At 60.3% G+C, this 25689-nt stretch carries 18 protein-coding genes; 13 read left to right on the forward strand and 5 right to left on the reverse strand.

The window, feature by feature from the left end; all coding sequences use genetic code 11:
* Positions 1-71 precede the first annotated feature (71 nt).
* The 3 genes from AQZ52_RS18675 to AQZ52_RS19300 all read right to left on the reverse strand — a co-directional run bounded on the left by AQZ52_RS18675 (position 72) and on the right by AQZ52_RS19300 (position 13847).
* A complete protein-coding gene (locus AQZ52_RS18675; protein WP_156425040.1) occupies positions 72-461 on the reverse strand; it encodes a hypothetical protein in 390 nt (129 codons plus the stop codon).
* A complete protein-coding gene (locus tag AQZ52_RS17565; protein WP_067914268.1) occupies positions 461-13624 on the reverse strand; it encodes a DUF6531 domain-containing protein in 13164 nt (4387 codons plus the stop codon). The genes AQZ52_RS18675 and AQZ52_RS17565 overlap by 1 nt, the downstream gene beginning before the upstream one ends.
* 112 nt (positions 13625-13736) lie before the next feature.
* On the reverse strand, positions 13737-13847 hold the full coding sequence (locus AQZ52_RS19300) for an AlpA family phage regulatory protein (RefSeq protein ID WP_082698258.1): 111 nt from the start codon (positions 13845-13847) through the stop codon (positions 13737-13739).
* A gap of 92 nt (positions 13848-13939) precedes the next feature.
* On the opposite strand from AQZ52_RS19300, the gene AQZ52_RS18685 reads away from it, so the two are divergent.
* Entirely contained in the window at positions 13940-14710 is a 771-nt protein-coding gene (locus tag AQZ52_RS18685; RefSeq protein WP_169793767.1) for a hypothetical protein, read from the forward strand.
* Between the two features lie 374 nt (positions 14711-15084).
* Here AQZ52_RS18685 and AQZ52_RS17575 read toward each other — a convergent pair whose 3' ends face one another.
* Together AQZ52_RS17575 and AQZ52_RS17580 are read right to left on the reverse strand one after the other, a co-directional pair.
* Positions 15085-15321, reverse strand: a complete 237-nt coding sequence (locus AQZ52_RS17575; RefSeq protein ID WP_067914274.1) for an AlpA family transcriptional regulator — start codon at positions 15319-15321, stop codon at positions 15085-15087.
* A gap of 43 nt (positions 15322-15364) precedes the next feature.
* On the reverse strand, positions 15365-15826 hold the full coding sequence (locus tag AQZ52_RS17580) for a helix-turn-helix domain-containing protein (RefSeq protein WP_067914277.1): 462 nt from the start codon (positions 15824-15826) through the stop codon (positions 15365-15367).
* Between the two features lie 342 nt (positions 15827-16168).
* Here AQZ52_RS17580 and AQZ52_RS17585 point away from each other — a divergent pair, with 342 nt between their 5' ends.
* From AQZ52_RS17585 to traW, 12 genes are all read left to right on the forward strand, one after another.
* Positions 16169-16498 (forward strand): hypothetical protein, encoded by a 330-nt coding sequence (locus tag AQZ52_RS17585; protein ID WP_156425042.1) that lies wholly within the window; start codon positions 16169-16171, stop codon positions 16496-16498.
* Positions 16499-16526: 28 nt separating this feature from the next.
* On the forward strand, positions 16527-16814 hold the full coding sequence (gene traL, locus AQZ52_RS17590; protein WP_067914280.1) for a type IV conjugative transfer system protein TraL: 288 nt from the start codon (positions 16527-16529) through the stop codon (positions 16812-16814).
* A 12-nt stretch (positions 16815-16826) separates the two neighbouring features.
* Positions 16827-17399, forward strand: a complete 573-nt coding sequence (locus AQZ52_RS17595) for a type IV conjugative transfer system protein TraE (protein ID WP_067914284.1) — start codon at positions 16827-16829, stop codon at positions 17397-17399.
* Positions 17399-18151 (forward strand): type-F conjugative transfer system secretin TraK, encoded by a 753-nt coding sequence (locus AQZ52_RS17600; protein ID WP_067914286.1) that lies wholly within the window; start codon positions 17399-17401, stop codon positions 18149-18151. The genes AQZ52_RS17595 and AQZ52_RS17600 overlap by 1 nt, the downstream gene beginning before the upstream one ends.
* Positions 18144-19478: a TraB/TrbI/VirB10 family type IV secretion system protein gene (locus tag AQZ52_RS17605; protein ID WP_067914289.1), complete on the forward strand. Its 1335-nt coding sequence runs from the start codon at positions 18144-18146 to the stop codon at positions 19476-19478. The genes AQZ52_RS17600 and AQZ52_RS17605 overlap by 8 nt, the downstream gene beginning before the upstream one ends.
* Positions 19475-20356, forward strand: coding sequence for a DsbC family protein (locus AQZ52_RS17610; protein ID WP_067914292.1), 882 nt, complete (start codon positions 19475-19477; stop codon positions 20354-20356). Before AQZ52_RS17605 ends, AQZ52_RS17610 begins: the two co-directional genes overlap by 4 nt.
* A gap of 124 nt (positions 20357-20480) precedes the next feature.
* Positions 20481-21155, forward strand: coding sequence for a conjugal transfer protein TraV (locus tag AQZ52_RS17615; RefSeq protein ID WP_240481775.1), 675 nt, complete (start codon positions 20481-20483; stop codon positions 21153-21155).
* Positions 21155-23701 carry a type IV secretion system protein TraC gene (gene traC / locus AQZ52_RS17620; RefSeq protein WP_067914297.1) on the forward strand — a complete coding sequence of 849 codons (2547 nt, stop codon included), beginning with the start codon at positions 21155-21157 and terminating at the stop codon, positions 23699-23701. The genes AQZ52_RS17615 and traC overlap by 1 nt, the downstream gene beginning before the upstream one ends.
* Positions 23702-23728: 27 nt before the next feature.
* On the forward strand, positions 23729-24124 hold the full coding sequence (locus tag AQZ52_RS17625) for a hypothetical protein (RefSeq protein WP_067914300.1): 396 nt from the start codon (positions 23729-23731) through the stop codon (positions 24122-24124).
* Positions 24125-24147: 23 nt separating this feature from the next.
* Positions 24148-24528, forward strand: coding sequence for a type-F conjugative transfer system protein TrbI (locus AQZ52_RS17630; RefSeq protein WP_240481776.1), 381 nt, complete (start codon positions 24148-24150; stop codon positions 24526-24528).
* Positions 24515-25039 (forward strand): S26 family signal peptidase, encoded by a 525-nt coding sequence (locus AQZ52_RS17635; protein WP_067914306.1) that lies wholly within the window; start codon positions 24515-24517, stop codon positions 25037-25039. Before AQZ52_RS17630 ends, AQZ52_RS17635 begins: the two co-directional genes overlap by 14 nt.
* Positions 25040-25041: 2 nt before the next feature.
* Entirely contained in the window at positions 25042-25683 is a 642-nt protein-coding gene (gene traW / locus AQZ52_RS17640) for a type-F conjugative transfer system protein TraW (protein ID WP_067914309.1), read from the forward strand.
* Positions 25684-25689 lie beyond the last annotated feature (6 nt).

Below are 25689 nucleotides of genomic sequence, written 5' to 3' on the forward strand. Positions count from 1 at the left end.
TTTTTGGCTTCGGCCTGCGCGAGGCGGGAACCGCCTTCACTCTCTGCGGCAAAAAGAGCTGAGCGCGAACGCTAAGCTATCGCCAAGTCATATGCATCGACTGATGACTTCCAATCTGCAATTGCGGCGGAGCGATCCATATCAGAAATATCATTGTTCATTGTAAATTGAATAAATTCACTAGGAAGCGCGACGCGATAATTTTGGACATAATATGCCAGATCATTTCGCCAAGTCCATTGTCCGTCTGTAACTAGGCTAGCTCCTCCCGGAACGCCCTTTTCGGGATTGAAGGGGTCAACTGTGAACTCCATAATATCAAAAACAGGCTCACCATTCTTCAAGTAGGCAGCAACAGCGTTCGCCAGTCCCGCAGGCAGCGCATCACGAACATCATAAATTGAAGTCAACCCAGAATTGGATTTTGGCTCAAGCTCACGGAACACGCCTACCACCTTCATCAATTGCCTCCCCTAGGGAAAAAGTCGAGAAATGAACCGCCTCTAACTACAGGAGCAGAGTTTGGCACTCTAGGCACGCCAACCGGTCCTGTTGCTCCTCGCACCGGCACCTGCAATATATCACTCAGCTCTTGGGCAGGACCGCATCCTCCATAACATGTAAGCAACCGGATCGGCTCTCCGTTATAGCTGGGATTCGCCAGGATCGCGTCGGCAATTTGATTGGCATGGGTCGCTTGACCATCCACGTTGAAAACCGCTCCAGCCTCGTCGTAGGGTGTGCCATGGACAACGACGTTGTGCATACCATCAATCTGATCCACGTTTTGGCCTACACGCACAGAAAATTCATCGCCACCCACGCGCGTAAGCCCGGGGCTATGGAACACTTCGCTTCCATTCGCAGTGAAAGAACCCATCTCGTCAAGCGCCGATGCGCCCTTTGCGGCCAAACCTTTTGCCAGCAGGCCTCCAACTGCGACTAACGGAGTACCCACCTGCACCCCGGTCGTCACTTCGGCAGTAAACATGCTTGCAGTGCCGAGCCGGAAGGCATTTGCATAAACAAAGCTTTGCCCGACCGAGAAGGCGGCCGGAGCTAACAATACACCGACACCAAGCGCTAACCCAGCCGCGGCAGGCACAGCCGCTGGCTTGAGTATGTTCTCCACGACCATTTGTTCCGAATAGGCATCAAGCTTCGCAAGGTAGGTATCACGATCGGCGTAGGCTTGCCGTAATCCGGGGGCATCGGTGTACTCATGTCCCACACTGACCAGATGAGCTGCGTCAATTGCCTCAAAACCTTGACGCCAATACTCATTGATGGAACGCGAGAAAGTCTCCATACGGTCAGGATTGAGATAATCACCATTCGTACGGCCCGAGGTGCTATCAGCTGTGCGGCTTCCTCCCGACCCGCTATCACGCAGCGATCCATCAGGGTTGCGGATGCCTGCTGCAATCTCTCTATCGATCTGCTGCCCGTCGTGCCGCAGTCTGATCTGGTCGGCAAGCGCAGCATCGACTACGATCTTCTGTCCACTTTGCGGATCAATCACCGTGGTCGTTGCGCCAGAAACCGATTTTCGGTCGCCACTCGCGACCTGATCGGCCACGAGATTCCCGATGGTATTGGCGATTTGCCTATTTTTTGCCTCTGCCTTCGCTATTGCAGACTTGGCCTCGCCTCCCAGCGCGCGCCCGACAACACCGCCGATTGCGTCTGGCAAGCCTTGGACGATTGCATCGCCAAAGCTTGTCCCTTCAAGGGCGCTTCGTGTAGCGGCGCCAGCGAAGAGCTGGGCAGTTCCTGCCAAGGCCTGCACGCCAAAGGATGGGCTAATGCCAACGTCGGGCACCCAAGCGTTCTTCCCATATGTGATTGTTTTACCATCAACGGTCTGACTTTCCGGACCATTCTTTGCAAAATGCCCGTTATCCTTGGTCAGCCCTCGCATCACGGCACCGCCGATACCCGCGCCGATCCCGGCGGCCGCGACCCCAGCCCAGCTGAATTTGTCTTGCAGGCCAGTCGCAACACCAATTCCCTGAGTTACCGCGCTCCCTGCAACGCCCCGAACGACATCACCTACAAATTGGCTGCCCGCAACTGCTCCGTTACCAAAAATCTTTCCAATCCCACCGCCGACAACTGCGGCGATGCCAGCGAGCGCGACGGCGCCGAATGAGAACTTTTCCTGAATGCCCGTCGCAACGCCGACGCCTTGTGAAACAACGCTTCCCAGCATCGCGTTGCCAATCTGAGCAACGAAGCCACCTCCAAAAGGCGCAATCACCGTGATGGCAATAGCGATCACCGCAAGGAGGATCTGCCCGAAAACTCCGCAATTGTTCTTTTTGGGAGGCTTGGGGGTGGTTGGCGATACGTTGCCGATGGCTTCATTCGGATCGTATGGCTGGAAGGTACCGGCGTTGTGCTTGTTGGCGACGACGCCGGAGGGCAACGTAAGGCGCTGGCCTTCGTTGAGGGAGACATTGCCGGTGAGTCCGTTGGCTTCTGCGATCTCGTACCACAGCGAGGCATCGCCCCAGGTGTTGCGCGCGATCGAACTGAGCGTCTCGCCGTCGCGCTGAACCACGTAGGATCCGCTCGCGGTTCCTTGCGAGAACGAATTCAGCGGCGCCACGCTCTGCGCGAAATCGTTGAACGTGGTCTGAGAGGTGCTGCCATTGCGGTAAGCGCCGTCGCCGGCAACCACGCGCCGATCGGCCACTGCGCCGGTGGCGGTGAGCTGGCTGGTACCGTTGTTGCCGATATAGCCCACTTCCATCCCGTTGAAGCGATACCAGACCTCGTGCGGATCGCCATTGGCAGAGTTGTTGTCCGACTCATCGCGCCGGATGATCTGCCCGTCGCCATTCGTGCGGTAGTTCACCGTACGGGGGCGGCCATCGTTGATGCTCACGCGGTAGAGCTGGCCGAAGCTGTCATAGATGAAGCTCGTCGTGAACGCCGTGCTGCTGCCGGTGTCGGGCTTGTTGGTGATCGTCCCCTGGACCGCTCCGTCCCACCACTGGTAGGCGTTCACCGTCGAGCTGGCGTTTTGATAGGTCGCGTTTTTGTAGTTGCTTGCACTCACGCTGTAGACCGAACCGAGCTGGTAGAGGCCTGCTACGTCTGCATAGCTGTACGTCGTGTCGGTCTTGTAGATGTTCCCGTCGTTCTTGGTGGTCGAGACTGAATCCGAGCTCAACTGCCCATTCAGATCGTAAATCGCCGTTCGGCTGTAGACCGCATTGGTGCCGGTGCTGTCAAAATCTGACTGGGTCGTCTGGCGGCCCATGAGGTCGTACCCGAACGTCGAGGTCTTCTGGCCACCTGTCGAAGGCGCAGCGATAAGCGTGGGCATCGTGAGTGTATAGTCGGCGTTCCAGACTGCAATGTCACCTGGGCCAGACGTCACATATACGCTTGTGAGATGCCCGGCACCATCGTAGCTGTAGTTCTCACGCTCTTCGTTATATTGCGGAACGTAAAGAGCCATGCTCTGGTTCGTACGAAGCATGTAGCTGCGCTGGCCTGCCGCATCATAGCCGATGTCCTGTCCAGACAACTCAGTACGGAATGAGGAGCCCCAACCCCGCACGATGGTGGTTCCCACCGCACCTGCCGTACCGTTCAAAACACCGCGATTAACGACCACGCGGTTCATGCTGTCGTAGCGGAACCATAAATCATCGGTGGTCGTGGAGGCCACAGCGCCGTCCTTGTCGAGCACGGCGTGGTTGCTAACCGTCCGCCTGATGTTGCCGGTCGCATCATAGCTGTTGGTGATGGTCGCAGCGGGGGCATAGGTCGAGCCGCTCTCGGTAACGGTCGTGAGACGCCCGAGCGCATCATAGGTTGCAGTTTCATTGACGTATTGGCTGGTCTGATAGACCGCCCCGGTGGTCGGATCGAGAAGCTCGTTCTTGAACTGCTCGGTCAGGCGGCGGCCAAGCGCATCGTAGGAATAGCTCGAAGTGTCTCTATCCTTGTAATAGACAAAATTGTAATAGTAACCGAAGGTCCCATAGTCTGAATTTTGGGCAGAACTTGCCAGATGCCCAGTGTTGTACCATGTATATGAGACTGAGCCTTTGGTTATCAGGCGTGCTGCCTTGTCATATGTGCTACTGAAGGTGTGCCCCCCGAGGTCGACCTTGTAGTACTCGCGGTCGTAGATATCGCTTTGGCTGATCGCCTGCTTTGAGGTCGTTTTTGTAGCATTTTGCCAATAGGTTGTAGTCTCAGTCCAGCTACCCTGTACGCCGGTCACCGCAAGTGCGCTGTCCCAAGAATAACCTGTCGTGATTTGATTGCCGCTAAGGTCGGTTTTGGAGACTGTACGGCTAAGCGCATCGTAGCTTGCTTTTTCAGAAACTGAAGAAGTCAGCTGGCTGTTCGAGTGCTGGATGCGCTGACCAAACTGATCATAGGCGTAGCTGTCAATGAGGCGAGTGTTGTCATTTGGCGCCGCGATATCGACATCGGTCGCCCGGTTGTGCTTGACCTCGATCATCTGACCAAGTCGATTGAACCGCTGTTCTGCGAAGTGAAGCGTGTCGTTGGCCGCTGTCAGTCCGGTGTAGGCATAAAGTTCATCGCGCAGCACTCGGGCATCGCCCATGCGGTCATAAAACGTTTGCTTGTGTCCACCGTCGGCATGGAACTCGTCTGTGACAAGGCCCTGGCCGCCAGAGTAGCCGGTACCCGCTAGGTAGACATATGATGTCAAGTTCCCGGTGTTGGCAGTCTTAGACACGGCCGTTGCGGCGTTTGTACCGGTTCCGGCATAAGTACCGTTGGCATCACGGACGGCGATGCGGCGGCCAGCGCGGTCGTAGTAATAGTCCTCTGAGGGTTTGACCCAGTTGGTGCTGCCGTTTTCGTTGGTGATCTGGACTGCGGGGCTTTCCGAGCGGATGAGCTTGCCCAGAGAATTGTAGGTGTAGGCCACTTTGGCGTTCAGGGCGTTTGTCTCGGTCGCGGTTTCGCCAAAGGCATTGTAGGTCCGCAAGGTCGTCAAGGTCTGGTTTGTCACCGTCGCCGAGAGATCGCGGCCTTCCTCGACGGCCTTCGTTGCCTGGTTGCGTTTGTCGTAAACCGTGTATGTGGCGTTGACTTTTGAGCCATTGGTCACGTCTGTCGCGAGGGCCAGGGCCGCCGCAAAGCCAGTTGTAGCGGTCAGCTCATAGCCGGCGGAAGTAACGGCGACGGTCTGGTTGCCATTCTCGTCGTAGCCGAAGAACTTCCAGACGCCGTCGCCGGCGTTGGTTGCGATCAGTCTCCCCGCGCTGTCGAACGTGTTGGTGGCCTGGTACAGCGCTGCCCCGGTGGTGGTGTTGGCGCCCTGTCCTTGTGACGTGACCTGATCGAAGCTGTTGTACTGATTGCTGGTCAGCGCAATTCGGGTCAGCGTTCCGCCGACCGTCGACCAGATCGACTGGCTGAGCGTCCGCCCCGCAGCATCGTAGGTCGTGCCGGTTGCTTCCGCCACTGTCGTGGTTGTGGAGGACGTGGACGTCGCATCGGTGTTGATGATCCGGGCGTAAGCATCTTTCTTCTGACGCCCAAGCGAGTCGTAGCTGTAGGAATGCACGTTCAGTTCAGCATCGGTCATTGACTGAAGCCGGCCGCCTTCACCGTATGTGTAGCTCGTGGTGCGTGTTGATGCCTGGTAGGTTCCTGTCGACGTTCCCGCTTGGACAGTGGATATCAGGTTGCCGATTGCATCGTACTTGTAGGCCGTGGTCGGCGTGACCGTGCTGCCGTTCACATCCACGTACTGGGCACGTGCCTCGGTCTGGAGGCGACCGATATTGTCGTAGGTATAGCTGGTTGTCGCTGTCGCAGGGGTTGTCGCGGTTCCTACAGTAGCGCCATATTCCTTGGTCAGCACCTGCCCCAGCGCGTTATAGGTGTACTGGGTAAAGGAATAGCTGAGAGTGTCCTGCGTCAACTGCCCGTTGGCGGGATTGACCAGCCAGGAGGCAACTCCAGTACGCATTTCAGTAAGCTTATTACCGGTCTGGTCGTAGGTGAAGCCCGTGATCCGGTCGTTCGCCGCATTCACTGCAACAGAAGGCGGGGAGGCTGGCGTTACAGCGCCAGTCCATTGGGTCGCATAACGGGTTTCGGTGACAACATTGCCGTTGTCGTCATAGTCCCACTTCGTCAGGTAGCCCTCGGCATCGAGCTGCGCAGTCTTCTGATCGAGCTTGTCGTACCAGATCCATGTGATGTTGCCGTTGGGGTCGGTCGATTTCAAGACATTGCCGCGCGCGTCATAGTCGTAGTGGGTCAGCAGCGATGCGCCGGTGGTGGTCGCATAGGTCGTGCCGTTCCAGCTGCCTGTGACCAGCGCTCCGTCCGTCGTGCTGACGACCGCGCTGTCGGTCAGACGGTCCAGGTTGTCATATGCAAAGGTTGTCTGGCGGAAATTGCCTGTGCCCTGGGCCGGCGCCCCGCCCGCTGTTGTCGGCAGGTTCACCAGCGCTGAGTAGACCTTCGTGCTGTTGAGATTGCTGCGCTGGTCGTAGCCATAATCAGAGCGGATGCCAGTGGTCGCGGTCGTGGCTCTGATTTCGGTGATCTTCCGGTTGAGCTTGTCGAAGTAGGTGAAGGTAACCGCAGCATCGCGGTGGACGCTGCCGGCGGCAAGGCCGTAACGTTCTTCCTTGATGACGTTGCCGCGCGCATCATAGCTGTAGTCTTCGGTGGGCGTCACGGTCGCCGCGGTGATCATGTCATCCGCGAGTGCCGAGACCTGATCGTGGGTCACCTTGATAACGCGGTCGAGCTTGTCGAACGAATAGTTCGTCGTACGCAGCGCCGTCACCGCCGCGCTGGCAGTGATGGCGGTGGACGTGCCTTCAACAAGGCTTGTCCGATTGCCCCGACCATCATAGCCGTAGGCCTTGGCCGCATAGGTGCCCGAGATGTTGCTCGAAGCATCAGGATCCCGCGTGTATTCACGCGTGAGCCTGTCGAGGGCATCGTAGATGTACGTGGTGACTCCAAGCAAGCGGTTGGTCACCTGAGTGCGGTTACCCCGTCCGTCGTACAGATAATACTCGGTATTGGATCTGGCGTCGGTCTGCAATGTGACCCGCCCGAGCTTGTCGTACTGATACTTGGTTTCGGCGTAGGGTCCGCTGCCGGTGGGCGGGGAGCCAATAGCGGCAGTTGTGGTCAGCGCAGTGTCATACTGCTTAACACTCGTCTGAAGACCAAGCGCGGCATAGGTGTAGCTGGTCTCGGTGAGGTATCCGAGCGCGTCGCGCACATCTGTCACGCGGCCGAGCTTGTCGTACCAAGTGTAGGTGACTTTGCCGTCTGGCTCACTCATTTTCCACACTTGGCCGCGCGCCGTGTACTCATACGACGTCGTAGTCGCGAGCCCGCCCGCGTCCTCGATCTGGCTGACGAGGCGCCCGAGCTTGTCGTACTGGGACCTGCTCTCAACGCTTGTTCCGCTGCCGGAGGGCGGGGAACCGATCGCAGGTGCCGGGGTAGCCGGGAGTGCGGTGTCGTACCGTTTAATGCTCGTCTGCAGGCCGAGCGCACTGTAAGTGTAGCTGGTCTCGCTGAGGTACCCGAGCGCGTCGCGCACATCGCTCACGCGGCCAAGCTTGTCGTACCAGGTGTAGGTCACCTTGCCATCCGGCTCGCTCACCATCCACACTTGGCCACGCGCTGTGTATGCGTACGAAGTCGTGATTGCGAGCCCGCCCGCATCTTCGATTTGGCTGACGAGGCGCCCGAGTTTGTCGTACTGGGACCTGCTCTCGACGTTGGTTCCGCTGCCGGTAGGCGGCGAACCGATCGCGGGTGCCGGGGTGGCCGGGAGTGGGGTGTCGTACCGCTTGATGCTCGTCTGCAGGCCCTGCGCGGTGTAGGTGTAGCTGGTTTCGGAGAGGTATCCGAGCGCGTCGCGCACATCGGTCACACGGCCGAGCTTGTCGTACCAGGTATAGGTGACCTTACCGTCCGGCTCGCTCACCATCCACACCTGACCGCGCGCCGTGTATGCATACGAGGTCAGGACCGCAAGCCCACCCGCGTCCTCGATCTGGCTGAGAACCCGTCCGAGTTTGTCATAGGTGTATTGGGTCTCGGCGTAGGTTCCACTGCCGGTAGGGGGCGTGCCGATAGCAGGGGTTGTGGTCAGCGCGGTGTCGTATCGCTTGACGCTGATTGCGAGGCCGAGCGCGTTGTACGAGGTCTCGGTTAGATACCCGAGCGCGTCGCGAACATCGGTCACGCGGCCAAGCTTGTCGTACCAGGTGTAGGTCACCTTGCCGTCGGGTTCGCTCAGCTTCCACACTTGGCCCCGCGCCGTGTAGTCGTAAGATGTCGTGATCGCGAGCCCGCCCGCATCCTCGATCTGGCTGACGAGGCGCCCGAGTTTGTCATAGGCGTATTGAGTCTCGGCGTAGGTGCCGCTGCCCGATGGCGGGGAGCCAATAGCAGGCGCGGGGCTCGCCGGGAGCGGGGTAAAGTACAGCTTGACGTTGGTTGCAAGGCCGAGCGCGTTGTACGAGGTCTCGGTTAGATACCCGAGCGCGTCGCGCACATCGGTCACACGGCCAAGTTTGTCGTACCAGGTATAGGTGACCTTGCCGTCCGGCTCGCTTACCATCCACACCTGGCCGCGCGCCGTGTAGGCGTACGACGTCGTGATCGCGAGACCGCCCGCGTCTTCGATCTGGCTAAGAACTCGTCCGAGCTTGTCGTAGCCGTATTGGGTCTCGACGAAGGTGGTTCCGCTGCCGGTCGGCGGCGTGCCGATGGCGGGGGTCGTGGTCAGCGCGGTGTCGTACCGCTTGACGCTGGTTGCCTGGCCGAGCGCATTGTAGCTGGTTTCGGTGAGGTATCCGAGCGCGTCGCGAACATCGGTCACGCGGCCAAGCTTGTCGTACCAGGTATACGTCACCTTCCCATCGGGTTCGCTCACCTTCCACACTTCGCCGCGCGCCGTGTACTCGTATGACGTCGTCACTGTCACCGTAGCGCCCGCGACGTCGATGTAGCTCTGCGACTGATCCTTCAGCCAGCCATTTCGGTAGTAGGTGTATGTGGTGGTCGCGGCATCTGAGGCGACGTTGTCAGCGAGAGTCCTGGTCTTGATGTTGCCGAAGGCATCGTAGGTGAAGCGCGTGACAGTCTTGACTGCGGCATCGTTGTCGCCGTCGCTGCGGGTCAGGACGCGGCCGGTGCGATCGTAAGTATAGCGTGTTGTCGATGCATCCGTCGCGACATTGTAGGCCGCCGTTTCGGTCTCGACCTGCCCGAAGGATGTGTATGTGTACTTGGTGGTGCTGGGCGTGGCCGAACCATCGCCCTCGGTCCGCGTGTCCAATCGCCCGACCTTGTCGTAGGCGTAGCGCGTGACCGCCGCATCGGTGGTTCCATAGGCGGCCGTCTCTGTCACAACCGCGCCAAAGGCATCATAGGTAAAGCGAGTCGTGGTCGCCGCCGCTGAAGTGTCACCATCGATGCGGGTCAGAACCCGGCCAGCAGCATCGTAGGTGTACGAAGTGATCGAGGCGTCGACAGTGCCCGCCGCGTCAGTCCGGCTCTTGATGTTCCCAAGGCCATCATAAGCATACTGGGTGACCACGAGCTCGGGATCCGTGGCGGTCTCCAGCCGACCCGCCGCATCGTAAGTGTAGGTGGTCGTCGATTCCAGGACGCCATAGGCTTCCGTCTTGCTCAGTACCTCTCCGGTTGCATAATACTCGTAGTGAGTGATGAAACCGAGCGCATCATAGACATTTGAAACCCGTCCAAGGCCGTCGTACTCGGTTCGGGTCTGTGCATAGGTCGTACTCGCCAGCAGACCATCGAGTGTCGCCACAGTAACGGTGTCTGCCAGCGTCGTAAAGTTCGCGACAGCGACATCATAAGTGTAGACGGAACTGACCCGGCCATTCTCGTCGTAAGTGGTCTTTGTGGCATAGCCTTCCGCATCAATAGTGTAGACCAACTGTCCGCGTGCGTCGTAAACCATCCGCGTGACACGATCGTTGGCCGCATTAGAAGATGTCCCCGCCCAAGTGGTCATCGTCGCTGCGCTGGGCAGCGCCGTGGTCGTCCTGGTCGCGGCATAGCGCGTCTCGCGAACCATGTTGCCGGATGCATCGTAGGCGTAGCCCACCACCGCGTTCTCGGCGTCGATACTCCAGAGTGTGTGACCGAAGTTGTCAACAACCGTCCAAGTGTTGCGGTCGCTGGCACTGGCGCTTGCGGTCACAGCTGCAATCACCGCATCGAAGGTGAAGTCGGTGGTGGTGCCTGCAAGCGGAGTGGCGTATTGGACCGTGTTCTTCGTTAGGCTGGCAAAGTCGTAATTATACTGCGTTACATAAAGCAGCGGATCGATCACAAAACGCAGAATCTGTCCGTCGTAGATATAGCGCGAGTGCCGCTCGATACCGGCTTGGCCGACGATGTCGGTCTTGACTTGGTCGAATGTGGCCGTGGAATAATCGATCGATGCTAGCTTGTCGTAGACAACCTTGTCGATCAGGCGGCCCGAGTAGTCATAAACATACTCGGTGAGCGCACCGTAGTGGTTGGTGCTCGCCAGCAAGCGGCCCTGCTTGTCATAGAAGTTGCGGGCTTTAGAGTAGGATCCGGTCGGCCAGATTACCGCTGTCGGCAAGGTTGATTTCAGCGAGCCGAGCTGGAGTTGGGTCAGCTGCGTAAAATACTGAATCGTACGGACCAGATTGCCGCCGTCGTCATAATCGAAGCGCGCGACCGAACCATCGCTGGCGATCGTCTCGAGTCGGTTGTCCATGGCATCGTAGATATGCCAGGTCCATTCATCATCCGCCGTCCCTGCCGGCCGTAGGTCGGCAATGGTGAGTGTGTTCGTTGGATCGGACAGTGTGTTGGTATCGGTGGCAGAGGCCAGCTTTGCCGCTGCAACTTTGCCCGAATATCGTACCTGCGCGATCAGTCGGTTATCGGCATCATAGCGGTATTCGATCAGCGAACCGTCTGCCGCGACATCCGCGGTCTTGCGGCCCGCCTTGTCATATATAGCGTAGCTTGCGTTCCCCAATGCGTCGTAGGCGACGCGCATGCGGCCCAGCTTGTCGTAAAGAAACGCCGGCTTGTATTCGATCGTCATCTTGGGGGCTGACAGGATGATCTGATCGCCAGCTGTAGTGGCAGCCGTGCTTGCCCCCACATAGGCATAGACCCGCACACTCTCATCTACCGTGAAGACCCTGGTTATCCGGATCACGGTTGGCGTTGTCGCCGAGAGCCCCTGAACCGTGAAGATGCTGCCAGATGATTGAGACAGCACGCCCTGACCAGAAACAATGACTGCCCTCGACAGGTCATCGGCGCCCCACCCGGACATCGAACCGTTGATGCCAAGCTTGTCTATTCCAGTGTTCCCGGACGTCTCCATGACCGTTATTTCGAACGTGACCGTCTGCCCGGCCTTGACCGTCTGCAGCCCGGAACGCGTATAGGCTACAACGGCCCCCAGCCCGACTGTGTAGATATATGCCGCTTGACTGTTGATTGCTGTCGTAGCGGCACTTGTAAGATTGCCGGAGGTCCAACTGGTCAACGCCCCCGCCGCGTTGTTCACAGTCGGCGCTTGGTTGTCGGCCTGCGCCACCAGATCACCAGCAAGGTTGTAAACCGAAGTCTTCGTCAGCCCACTGCTCTGCATGGTTATGACGGTCGTCGTGGCGGCATCGTTGAACACGACATTCGTTGTGCCGTCCGCGCCAATCGAAGCCGTCATCCGGCCCATGCCGTCGTAGACATAGTTCGTTGGAGACTGGACACCCATCTGTTTCGAGACCAGTCGACCCGCCTGATCGTAAGCGTACGTGTACTTGGTATAGCCCTGAGCACTCGATGCCACGCCTGCATCGGTCGCTATGCCATAGTCGGTGACCGTGGTAATTTCACCGCGGACATCGTAAGTGTACTTTGCGATCTCAGTCCACGACAGATCGCTGGTGATACCATCGGGCTTCTTGATCGACGAGATCCAGGCGATGATATCGGCCTCGCTTGGCTGGATCGGATTCCCACCGCCATCGAGCGCCAGCGTGAAGCGCTTCTCGGGATAACCGACCACCGTCGTCAGCGCGCCAATCGTGCTATACCGGTACTCGCGAACATCCCCCAGAGCGCCGATCTCAAAGCGCAGGTTGCCAAGCGTATCATAGACATAGCGAGTGGTATGCGATGCCGAGACACCAAAAAGTGTCGCGTTGTCCGATGCAGTCGCTGTCTCGCTCAACAGCTCGTGTTTGCTGCCGTAGGTCCGCGTCGTGACATTGCCGAGTTTGTCGGTGATCGACTGCGGCTGACCATCGGCGGTGTAGTTGTTGAAAGTCAGCACCTTGTTCAAGGGATCGATGATTTTCCACAAAGTGCCGTCAGCATTGTAGATAAAGCTGATGGTCTGGGATGCATCTCCTGCCGCTGCCGGTGGCATCGACACCCCGGTGAGACTTTGGTTGGCATCGTACGTAAGGGTCGTGACCTGGCCCGCGCTGTCGGTCACAGCGGTCGAACCCGCGTTATAGGCAAAGCTCGTCGTGCGCGTATCGCCCGGGCCAACAAGCTGGACGAGCGAATTTACCCGCGCAGTTGCCTGCGCCGACTCGTAGTTGACAGTGATCAGCGAACCATCGCTCTGGCTTATCGTCTTGACCCGGCTCGTGCTGTCGTACGTGTAGGTGACGACATACTTGATGTTGTCAGTGACACTCTCATCGCCCGGCGTCAGGTCGGTGGTGACAGTGCTCAGCCGATTTGAAGCATCATAGCCGTATCGGATCCGCGTCAGTGTCACCAGCGCCGTCGTGGCCGGATCGGTATAACCCGTCTGCACGCTGGCGATGTTGTTACCGCTCCAAGTGTACTTGACCCAGTCGCCGTTGTCGTCCGTCACCTGGGTGAGGTGACTGGTAGCGACCGTGTCATAGGTATTGATCTGGTACTGACCATTCCGGTCCGTGACCTTGGTCAGTCGGCCCGAGGCATCGTACTGTTCGACCGTCAGAGTGTTCCCATCTGTCCAAAGCCAGTTGCTCCCGCTTTGCACGATCTTGTCGAGCGCAGGCGATATCTCGGCATCCCACAATTTTTGGGCCGGATTGATTGTCGCTGTGCTTGACTGGAACTGCTGCACGGTGAGCGCGCCAGCATCGTTGACCTGCAGGCCGACATCGCTGCTGCCCGGGACGCCAAACCTGTCGATCGCACGCTGGGCTCCTGCACCCTCCTTCGACATGTAGGCAAGGCGCGTGGCATCCCAGGTATACTCGATCCGCGAGCCATCCCCCGATACACGCACAACCTTGCTGCCAACCGCGCCCGCCGTTCCAGCTGTCAGCGTCACTCGCCGGTCCGTGCTCTGGCGCCAGTTGTCCCCGTTCTCGTCGCTCGCATCACCAAGGCTGTTGTAGGTCCGTGCAATGTTTACATCAGGCCCCACGCCAACGAGAAACTCGTCCTGCTTCTCGATAACCAGATTGCCCGTTGCCGCATTGACGAAAACACTGTCGCCCGACCGGCCCTGGACGGCATCGCCCATGATCCCCTGCGATCCCAGCTTCGTGACCGATGAGCGCTCAAGCCCAACACTACCGCCAGTGAAAATCGCAACCATCGTCAGCCTCCTGAACACGGAAGGAACAGGCAAATTGCCCATTTTTCCCGCTCAGAGACCAAATCAAACAAACCGGGCAAAAGTTTAGGACTTTTTTTCAGGACGGTAATTTTTAATCTGTCAGCCCTGCAACTGGCCAAATCCACGCATCGATCTCGGCGTCCACCCAGACCCTGTAACTCGGCCCAAGCGAACGTACTTTCGGGAAGCGACGTTCAGCCATGTGCTGGTAGATCGATCAGCGTTCTCGCCCGACGCGCGCTGACTTCGGGTACGCGGATCAACCGATCGCCAAACTTAGAAAGTCGCGCGCCCTTGGCCGCCCAGGGCAGATTCCGCTTCAAGCAGCAGCCGGTGCTGGCAGGCACCGAGACCGTCCAATCGGAGACATCCGCTATTCTTCGAGCTCAATCAGCCGGGAAATTCCAAAATCGCATTATTTATCAAATACATAACTCAGACTACATCCAATTTCGAGAGATTGCATGGTCGGGCAACCGCTTTTTCAGTTTACTCGCTCAAGAAGGCAACCCTACAAAGCTAAGACTAACAATCAAACAGGGGGTCGAAATGAGGTTTTTCAAAGCTTTGTCAGTCACAATGATTGCTTTTTGTGCAACCGGCTGCGCAACCGTCATCAACGGTCCCAACATAAAATACGAAGCCAATACGACGCCCAAAGGGGCAAATGTTGTATTTACCAATGGGGGGACCTGTACGACGCCGTGCAAAATTTCCCTGCGCCGCAAGGAAGATACTCGAGCTGATATTACGCTGGTCGGATATGATCCCACTTATATACTCATTCAGTCGAAGCTGGGAGGAGCATCTTTCGGGAATATCCTTTTGGGCGGCGGCGTCGGTGCGATTGTCGACGGCGCAAACGGCGCGAGCAACCGGCTTTCACCAAGCCCACTGATCGTGCAACTAGCCCCTGCCGGGTCTGGAAAGGGTGCGCAGCTTCTGGACAAGAAAGGCAGCGTCGTAATGTCGGTCAAGGCTCATAATGACAGCGTGCGGACTGATGTGACCAAGACGATCGGGGCCAAGCTTTCTGGCCTTGAAGGCAACGCAGGTCTGGAATGATCCTGATATAATTGCTTGCAAGGCTACCAAGAATGGGCGCGGCAGCAATGCCGCGCCCATTTTCAAGACATGTCGATTGCTGTGGTGGAGTTAATGGCGCTCGCTCCGCGAATGCTGAGTATGAAGCGCCTGGCAGAAGCCTCTGATAGCGGAGCGGCCGCTTACCAAACGCGATGATATGATCTGGGATGCGACCTGAGCAATTCATCGGGGCCAGCAGCCATATGGTGCTGCGCAAACAGACCTAACACTTAAATTCACCCGGCCGATACTCATCAACAACCACTGGCACTGCGGGGCTCATCCACACACGCAAGGTCGGCAGGGGGGGTACGAACACGGCAACTGCTCAGAATGCATCGCCTTGAACAAGCCTAGCTTGAGGCGATGCCGCAAATCCAATCGTCGATCTCCGCCTCGACCCAGACGGCGCATTTGGGGCCGAGCGACCTCGACTTGGGAAACCTGCCTTCGCTCATGCGCTGATAGATGGCCGAACGCTTCAATCCGACACGCGCCATGACTTCGGGCAGGCGTAGAAGCCGGGCTGGCGGAGGCAGCACCGGTTGCGAGCGGTCAAGGGGGGAATGTGTTTGGTCAATGGCACTCATCGATCATCTCTTCTGAAACTGGGACCCCTCCGAGGCTCAGACATTACCGGGGCAAAGCCATAGAGATGTCCCGGTTGGCAATATCGTCGATGTGCTTAGCCAGCATGCGCGCAACAAGCTGCGAAGTGCCGTTCGCCCAGCGCGGCCTGAGATCCTCGATCCTGCGTCCCAGCGTGCGCTGGAGGTGAACCGGCAAACTGCTGAAGAATTCTTCGAGGAACTCACCCATCTCGCTGCGCATCCACTCGCAAGCCAGCTCCTCCTGTCCCGCCAACGCCAGGATCATGCTGGCTCGGGGATAGGCGCCGCAGACTTCGAATATGCGCGCGGCTTCATCGAGCCCGATAGGGCGTTCGCCGCGCATGATCCGAAGCAATGTCTCCCGGTGCATTCCGGCTTCGCGCGCGACCTGGTGCCGCGGCTTGTCTATGCCCTCGACCGCGTGCGTCAGGACACGCGCGAGACTGTCGTTTGCCTTGCCGAACTTGGGTGAAACTTGATGCATGCGAACTCTCCTTGGTTGGTGAGTCGCAGGCATATCCCGACAATTGACCTGTAGGAAAACAAAAAGAACAAAACAGGAATTTCTCGGTTATCGGCGAATCACTCCCATAGTTCGATTCGCCGGCAAACTCCGACCAGTCGGCTGGAGAAATCCGCCTCATAAACGCCTATTCTCCGCTCCTATGTGCCAGATTAGCCGACACGGACACTTCGATCTGTCCGCATTCATCCGGCTTGATCTCCGTTTCTCACTTCGCGCTTTCCTACAGCGTTTTCCTAGATGCATGTGGACTGCACAGCAACCGCAAGGAGGCTGTGTTCACCCCTCCAGATGGAGCTTCATATGCAGACCCTTACCCCTCCCCGGCGCCTTGGCGCCAATCGCATCGGCAAGACCCTAAATATTGCCATTCCTGTCGCAATTGCGGCGCTCGCGGCAAGTGCCGCCTTTGCTGGCACGGACGCGACCTTCACCCCTGCCCTCACCAAGTTCACCAACTTCCTGCAGGGATCGGGCGGCAAGATCATCACGGTGCTCAGCTTGGCGAGCGGTCTGATCGGCCTCGCGTCTGGCCGCTTCTCCCTTGGTCAGGTTGCCGTTCCGGTCGGCGTCGGCATTGGCGTCGGCACGGGTGTCCCGATCGTCACCTCGGTCGTTACCGCGATCATCTGACGGACGGGCACGGGAAGGCAGCGCCGTCATGGCAGACCCTTACATCATCCCCCGCCGGCTCGACGACCCGGAGCTTATCGGCTTCTGGACCATCGACGAGTTCGCCGGAATGATTGTCCCCTTCACCTGGGGGATCCTCTGCCAGCATATCTTTATAGGCATCGTTGTCGCCTTCGGCGCCTGGTTCGCACTGCGAAAGGCAAAAGCAGGACGCACCAGCGCCTGGGTCGCCCATGCCGCATATTGGTATCTGCCGGCCGGATTTCTGGGCCTCAAGTCGACGCCGCCTTCCCACTGCCGCCTGCTTGCCGGTTGAGGGAAGAAACCCATGTTTTCTGATATTTCGCACGAGCGGCAGCAGTCTCTTCTGCGTCAACGCAACATCCTTGCGCTGACCAGCACTGGCCTGGGCCTCGCACTCATTGTCGCGACCAGCCTTGCCGCAACCCGTGACCGCGAAGTCGTGCTGCTGCCGACGCTGCCCAAACAGCTGACCGTGACCAGCGCAGGCGTTGAGGCCGACTATCTCGAACTCGTCACCCGCGACACTGCGCTCGTTCTGCTCAACCGGAGCCCCGAGGGCCTCGACTACTGGATGAATCAAATCCTGAAGCTCGCCGATCCTGGCAGCTATGGGCGCCTCAAGGCCGATCTGGTTCGCATTGTTGAAGAACAGAGTGGCTCGGATGTCAGCCAGGCCTTCGTCCTCCAGTCGATGACAGTCGATCCGAAGGGACTGACGTCCGAGGTCAGCGGCACGCTCAAGACCTTCGTGGGGGAACAAGTCGTCGCAAGCGACGACCGGCGTTTCCGCTTCAACTGGACCTACAGGGGTCTTCGCCTCGCGCTCTCGGGCTTCGTCGCGCTCCCCCCAACAGACAAGTCGAAGGAGGCCAACTGATGGCTCGTCGATACAACATTATAAATGGCCTGGTTCTCGCCTTTACGCCGCTGGCGACGTTCTTTGCCGCGCCCGCATGGGCTGATCAGTTCAAACAAGCCGCAGATGGCGCGGGCATCGATTGCTCGGTGTCTGCCCATGAGCTCACTCGTTTCGCGCTGGTCGAGGATCAGTTCGCGAGTGTCTCGAAGATCTCAACGGGTACGCCGTACAACGATTTCGCGGTTACGAACGAACCGCTGCGCGGCGACATCTATGTGTCGGTTCCCGAGTCCTATGCCGCGCGGTCGATCAGCTTCTTTGCCACCACCAGGAAGGGGTTTGTCTACAAGATCGCCTGCCGCATCGAGAGCATTCCCGCAGCGCAGATTTTCATTGCGAACCCCGCGATCGCCAAAAGCGACGCCGCGCGCTGGGAAGGCGAAACGCCGCTCCCGACGAGTGCAGTGCGCCTCATCCAGGCCATGGCCAACGACCGGACGATCGAAGGCTTTGAAGTCCGGCAATCGTCTGCCCTACCGGCGCGGGTCGGCACTCTCGAGATCCAGCTCGTCGCTGACTACCGCGGCGCCAGCCTCGCCGGGAAAGTCATCCGCGTCACCAATCGCGGCGCGAGGAGCCTGACGCTCACCACAAGCGATCTCGCCCCCAAGGATACCCTTGCCGTTTCGATCGCCAATCCAGTGCTCGAACCCGGCACCGCCACGACAGCTTTCGTGGTCGGCGCAAATGGGGAGAGCAGCCATGACTGACCCCCAAGAACAGCCGACTCCCCTGCAGGCCGAACCCGCGTCGCCTTCAGAAGTGACCGGGCTCAACGCCCGCACCGCCCGGCGGCAAAAGCTGCTCCTCGGCACCATCGGCGCGATCGCGCTGGTCGGCGGCAGCTGGTTCATCCTTGGCGGCGACAAGGCGAAGTCGGGTGATCCGGGCGCAGCCCAGACCATCGACACAGCGGGCCTCGTCAACCGTGATCTCTCTCAGCGCGAATTTGTGGCCACCTATGGGAACCGTCTCGACGCCGTGACGCGCGATCAGAAGGCTCTGAAGGACGCAGCGGCCCCGCGCACCGAAGTCGAGGCGCAGCTTGCCGCGCTCAAGGCAGAGAACCAGGCCATGCGGGTCGATGGGCAGGCGGCTATCGATGCAATCTCGGCAGAGAATGCGGACCTCAAATTCCGGCTTGCCACACCGCCTCCTGTTTCTGCGCCAACCGCGCTCGCGCCGGCCTATGGACCTCAGGCAGGTGGTTACGACGCACGTGGCCGCGCCGCGCCGCTGCCTCCGTCAGTTGCCGATGCAACAGCGGGCGGCGATGCGATGGCGCCTGCGCCAGGTGAAGTGAAGCTGATGAGCTTCACCTCCGACAAGGCAGGTCTCGGCGGTTTGAAGTCGGCAAGGCCGGATGCACCGCCGGTCGTGATCGAAGACTCACCCGACTTCTTGCCGCCCAATTCCTATGCGACGGCACGCGTCATCGTCGGGGTCGATGCATCGGCAGGCGTCGCCAGCCAGACCGATCCACTCCCTGTGGTTCTCAGGATTACCGGACCTGCGCGCTCGGTGCTGCAGAACGGCAAAGTGCTGACGACCCGGATCCAGGGCTGCGTGGTCAACGGCGCGGCACGCGGCGATCTGTCTTCGGAGAAAGTCTACGTGAAGCTGGCCCGCATGACCTGCGATCAGCCCGGCGGCCGCGTCGCGGTCTCCGAGGTCAAGGGCTTCATCAGCTTTGCGGGCAAATCCGGTGTGCGCGGCCGGGTTGTTAGCCGCGAGGGCAACCTCGTCAGCCAAGCGTTGCTCGCAGGAATTGTTGGCGGCTTTGGCCGGGGCTTCTCGGCGAACTCCAACAGCGTCTTTTCCGGTGTCACCGCCAATGGAGGCGGCAGCCGCTCCAAACTTTCCGCCGGTGACATTGTCGGTGGCGGACTTGGCCAGGGCGCGGCCGATGCGGCCGATACGGTCAGCAAATATCTGATCGAGCGCGCCGAGCAATATCAGCCCGTCGTCGAAATGCCGACCGGGATCGATGTGGAGATCGTCTTTCTGGACGGCGTTTACGTGAGGAATTCCCGATGATTGCAAGCCTCGATCCAAAGCCAAGCCGCTGGCTCCGCCCCGCTGCGGGCATTGCCGCCCTTGTCACCCTGTCTGCTGCCACCGGTTGGGGTGTGGCCAGTTTCGCCGGGGCAGCAAGCGCCCCCGATACCGGCAAAGTACGCGCAGCCCTTAAGCTGCGCCTGCCCAAGACGCCGATCGACGCGATCACTTGCAAGGGCCTGGGAGGCCTGTGTGAGGTCGCTTCGAAATCGACACTCTTTTACGTCGACCGGGCGGCAAAATATCTCGTGATCGGCCGGGTATACGACATGGAGGCGCGCCAGGATCTGACGGCAGCGCGATTGCTTGCGCTCAATCCCGATCTGCTGGCGGCAGGTGCCGCCCGGCGCACAGGTGACGACGTTGCGCCGCCCCCGCAGCGCGCAAGTGTGCCGGCAAAGGTCTCGCTGGCGGGGCTGCCTGCAAGCGGCGCAGTAACCTGGGGGCCAGCCAATGGCCCCCGAGTGGTCGTCTTCTCCGATTTTCACTGCGGCTACTGCAAGAAGCTCGAAGGCGAACTGAAAGCGATCGGCGCGCGAGTTGAGGAACGACCGATCTCGATCTTCGGTGCGGCAAGCAGGCAAGACGCCAAGCGGGTGATCTGTTCGCCGCGACCGGACGTGTCGCTGCACATGGCCTATTCGGGGCTGGCGCTCGCCAACCCCAAGCCGTGCGACACCAGCGGGCTCGATGCCAATGAGGCCTTTGCCAAGGCCCACGGCTTTGGCGGCACCCCGGTCATCGTCCGACCCTCCGACGGCGCCGTCCTCGAAGGTTTCCGCCCTGCAGCTGCGCTGCGGACATTCCTGAGCGGCGCTTCCACGGTCTCGATCACAAAGGATCAACCCCATGGTTAAACCCGTGCGCCTCCTCGTCTGCGCCTGCCTCGCCGTCTTTATGAGCGGTTGCGCAACCTTCGGCACGAATGTCGAAGGAAACTTCACCTGCCGCGCGCCCAAGGGCGATTGCGCGCCCTCCCACGTGATCGACGCCCGTGCCACCGCTGTAGTCGGGGACGGCGCCGCGCCGCAGGACCCTGCGCGCTTACGCGTCGGTGTTGGCGGCGGTGACACCGCCCGCACGGCCGAGCGCACGCTTAGAATCGTGTTTCCAGCCCATGTCGACGAAGCAGGCACGCTTCACGATGAGGCCGTCGCCTGGACCGTGATCGAAAACCCGCGTTGGGCCGCTGAATTGCGGCGCAAGCCTGGCGAAGACACCGCTCCGACATTGATGCGCCATTTGCAACGCCAGCTCAAATCAGCCCAACAGGCCGCTGAAAAGGTGAGCAAAGAGACCACGTCTGACGCGGACGCGCCGCAGGACGATGCGGCGGCGCGCGATGGGACCGATCCTTCAGTCCAGGCCTCGCCTTTTTCGCTGGCTGCTTCGTCAGATCCAGATTCTCTCCCAAGTTCTCCGGATGCCTCGCCGCTGGCCCTCCCCTCCACGGCGCGCGAGGCCGTAGCCGGTGCCAAGGCACCGGCAGCCGAGGGGTTCGACATGCCTGCTCCGCCGCATGATCGGACCCCTCGGCCATTTGGGCAGCAGGCATCCCCCAAGTTCCCGAGCATAGAGGCCATCCAGGCGGCAATCGCCAAGCGCGCCGAAGGCAAGACAACCACCCCCATCGCACCAAACAAGGATCAAAAGTGATGGCCGAGAAACGGAAGTCGATCATCGGCCGCGTGCTCTCAGGCCTGGTTGGCGATGCCGAATATGCCGAGAAGGAGCGACCGCATCTCATGCTGGACATGCTGTCGGACTGGCTGCCTTACCGCGTCTACGACCCGCAAAGCCGGCTCTATATCAACGCGCGCTCAAAGGGTTTCGTCCTGTCGGTGACGCCGCTTATCGGAGCGGACGAACGGACCGGAGAAATCTTGGGACAGTTCTTTTCGGAAGGATTGCCAGCGGGCGCCTGCCTCCAGGTTCTGCACCTCGCCAGCCCTCGCATCAGCCGGATCGTCGCCCCCTGGTTTGCGCCGCGCTATGTTCAGGGCGGCGTCTATGAGGCGATCGCACGGCACCGGGCCAAGCGGCTTTACGAGCTCGTGTGGCAGTCGGGCTGCGCGGACGCCCCCTTCCATGCCCGGCATCATCAAGTGATCGTCTCGGTTGGCGGTCCCGCGTCCAAGGCCATCAGCAACGAAGAACTGAAGCAGACCCGCGACGGCCTGATCGCCATGCTCAAATCGCTGAACCTGGGCGTTGCAGAAGTGGGCCCGCAGGAACTCATCGGCGTGATCGATGATCTGACCTCGCCAACGACAGCGCCCCAGGACGATGTCGTCCCCTACAATCCGAATGATCCGATTGCCGCGCAGGCCATCCGCCACGACATCGAACTCGTCGTGCACGAAGATCGTATGCACCTGCGGACCGAGCGTTTCCGAGCCACTGGCAAAGTCAACGACGGCGTTCCCGAGATTGGCACTGTCTACCCTGACGCCTTCGATGTTCGGCATTTTTCTGTCCGCAACATGCCGCTACGCTGGGCACCGTGGGAGTGCGCGCGGCTGATCGGCGATCTCTTCACCGACAAGCTGCGCTTTCCGTGTCCCGCCGCGACCATGCTCTGTCTCGTCTATCCCGACCAGGAAGCAGCTGCGGCGAAGGCAGGCTTCAAGTTCATGCGCACGACCAGCCTAGCGGGAACGCGCAGCGCCCGTTTTCTGCCGAGGATCGGCGAGCAGGCCGCCGAGTGGCAGCACGTTCAGTCCGAACTCCAGGAAGGCCGCCGGCTTGTCCGGGTCTTCTACGGTCTCACGACCTTCTCGCCGCTGGGGGCCGGCGACCGGCACGAACGGGCGATCAAGTCGATCTACAAGGCGGCAGGCTGGGACCTTGCCGACGAGCGCTATCTTCAGGTCCAAGGGCTGCTGGCCGCCATGCCGCTGACCTTGGCCGATGGCCTGGGCGCCGACATGGAGCGCCTCAAGCGCTTCAAGACTGTGCTATCGACGACGGCTGCCAATATTGCCCCAATGCAAGGCGAATATCTGGGCGGCACTCACCCGCACCTGCTGTTTGTCGGCCGCCGCGGCCAGCCCTTTTTCTGGTCGCCGTTCGAGAACGAGGCCGGCAACCACAATGTCGCGATTTGCGGCAAGTCGGGTTCAGGCAAGTCGGTGCTGCTACAGGAAATGTGCGCTGCGCTGCGCGGAGCCGGAGCCCAGGTCGTGGTCATCGATGATGGCCGCAGCTTCGAGCATTCGGTCAAGCTTCAAGGCGGCAGGTTTGTCGAGTTCACGATGAAGGCGGGCTTCTGCCTCAATCCGTTCTCGATGATCGATGCGGTGCGGGCGCAAGAGGACGAGGACTATCGTCTTGACTGCTTCGGCATGATCAAGGCGATCGTGGGCCAGATGGCCCGCCACAGCGCGAAGCTTACCGACACCGAGCGCGGGCTCATAGACCGGGCGGTCAACACGGTCTGGAATGAGCACGGCGCCGAGGCGAGCATCACCGCTGTGGGGGACGCCCTGGCAGCGCTCGGGAACGAGGCCGCCGGCGATCTCGCAACGGCGCTCGCGCCCTACATGGCTGGGGGCACTTACGGTGCCTTCTTCGAAGGCCAGGCGAGTGTCGATCTCGATGCGGACTTCACGGTCTTCGAGATGTCTGACCTATCGAGCCGCGAGGAACTGCGCGCTGTCGTGCTGTCCGCCATCATGTTCATGACCGGTCAGGCGATGACCCGGAGCCCGCGCTCGGTGCGCAAGCTGCTGCTCATCGATGAGGCCTGGTCGATGCTGAAGGGCGGCTCGATGGGAGAGTTCGTCGAGACCTACGCCCGAACTTGCCGCAAATATGGCGGCGCGCTCGCGACCGCCACGCAGTCGCTCAACGACTACTACAAGTCGGATGGCGCGACAGCCGCGCTCGAGAACAGCGACTGGATGCTGATTCTTCAGCAGAAGCCCGAGACGATAGCCGATTTCAAGGCCTCCAAGCGCCTCGACATGGATGACCGGACCGAGACCCTGATCCGCAGCCTGAAGCGCTCAGGCAACGACTATTCAGAGGTCTTCATCAAGGGCCCGGAGACCGAGGCCATCGGGCGGCTCGTGCTCGATGATTACTCGGCGACGCTGTTTTCAAGCTCACCCCAGACCTTTGCCGCGATCGATGCAGAGATTGCTCGCGGCCATCAGCTTGCCGACGCGATCGAGCGGATCGCCTTCGCCGATCGCACCTGAAACGCATCAACCAAGGACACCTTTCTCATGCCTCTTCATCTCATCAGCCCCTTTGACCGGCCGTTGGATACCCGACCGGACGAGGGTTTCGAAACCCCGTCAGCCAACAGCTGGCGCCAGCACGCCGCTGACACCTGCTATATTCTCGTCAAAGCGGGCGGCTTCCTTGGCTCGACCTATCTCATGACGCTCGGGCTGCCGCTTCTGTTCTTCCTGCTGATTTCGGGGGGCAACGTGGATCTCTTGTTCGCGCAGGTTGAGAATCTCGCTGGCCGATTTCTGTCCGCCGATCCCATCCGGAAGGCCGGGTTTCTCGAAGAGCTCAAGTTTGCCGCCGTGGGTCTCGCAACCCTGCTCGCCGTCTGGCGCCTGCCGCGCTTCCTCAATGAGGTCGCGACAAGACTCCAGGGTGAAAAGCTGTGAAGAACATTTTGGCAACATCGGCCATGTCCAAGTGGTTCGCCGGTCTCAATCTCACCGCCATTGCGCTCGGGGCCAGCATGCTGGCTTCCACGCTCTGGGGGGTCTGGGCGACGCACAAGCTGCTCGATCTCCAGAAGCGCGAAGTCGTGACGGTGCAACTGAGCCGGATCATGGGCGAATTCATTCAGGCAGAAGCCAGGGCCGGTCGTCCGCCTGAAGAGACCAAGAGCCGCGTGCAGGCCTACCTCCAGGCCGTCCAAGCCTCGGTCCAGCGCCTCTCCCGCGATGGCCGCACGGTCCTTGTCGCAGAAGCTGTGGTGGCGGGCAGCACGCCGGACTTCACCGCTGCGGTGCGCGCCGATGTCGCGCACCGGATGGGAGCGCTTCCCGATGCGCAGCCATGACTTCTTTGACAGATTCCCCTCATCGCGGCGCTTGGCGCTGTTGGGCGGACTTGGTGCCGGGGCGCTGGCAGTGTCGTCGCTCGCCGCCTTTGGCGAGAGCCATGCGCTGATGATCAACGCCAGCCCGAGCCTGCCCTACTGGGCCATCTGGCTAACACGCGGTGCCACGCCGCAGCGCGGCGACATCGTCCTGTTCGATCCGCCGGCCTCGCCCTTGCTCGAGAAGCATTTCGGCAAGGAGCCGCAGCCGTTTGGCAAGCGCGTCAGCGGCGTGCCCGGCGACATCGTGACCGAGCGGAGCCGCTCCTTCTTCGTCAATGGCAAGCTGGTCGCCACGGCAAAGCCCAAGAGCCGCATCGGCGAAGCGCTGGCGCTCGGCCCCACCGGCGCCGTGCCCAAGGGCTGCTACTTCGTGACAACCGGGCACAAGGACGGTTTCGACAGCCGCTATGCCGCCATTGGCTGGATCTGCCGCCAGCGCATCCTCGGTGTCGGGAGGCCGATACTGTGAAGATGCGCACCCTCCCGCTCTGCGCGACCGCGCTGGCGCTCTTGATCGCCACACAGGCATCGGCTCGCGATTACGGGCAACAAGGCGCGGTATGGCCGGTGGTCGAGCCGGATCTGCTGCAACAGATCCATGCACGCCTCCAGCACCTCGAAGCGAGCGGTGAGACCGCGCGGCTCAACGAGGAGCTCAAGCGCCGCACGATCGCGCGCGTCAATCGGCCCGAACCCGTGGCCGGCATCACCGCTGCTTCCGAAGCACGCATCTGGCGCTTCGATCCAACGATCACGGTCGAACGCGACATTGCCGACGACAAAGGTCGGGTCATCATGGCGGCGGGCACACGGGTCAATCCACTCGATACCGTCCCGCTGCGCGCCCCCCTCGTCTTTCTCGACGGCGACGACCCGGCTCAACTCGCCTGGGCAGCACAGCGCTACGGGACGTCACGCGCCAAACTCATCCTGGTTCGCGGCGCCCCGCTCGAACTCATGAAGGCCCGCCAGCGCCGCTTCTACTTTGATCAGGGTGGCAAGCTCGTGAAGCACTTCGGCATTCGCGCGGTGCCCGCGGCGGTCGAGCAGCAAGGCCGCGTCCTCGTCATCACCGAGGCGCCGATCAAGCCGCAGGAGCGATCACCATCATGAACCCGA

The sequence above is a fragment of the Novosphingobium fuchskuhlense genome (assembly GCF_001519075.1).
GTDB lineage: Bacteria > Pseudomonadota > Alphaproteobacteria > Sphingomonadales > Sphingomonadaceae > Novosphingobium > Novosphingobium fuchskuhlense.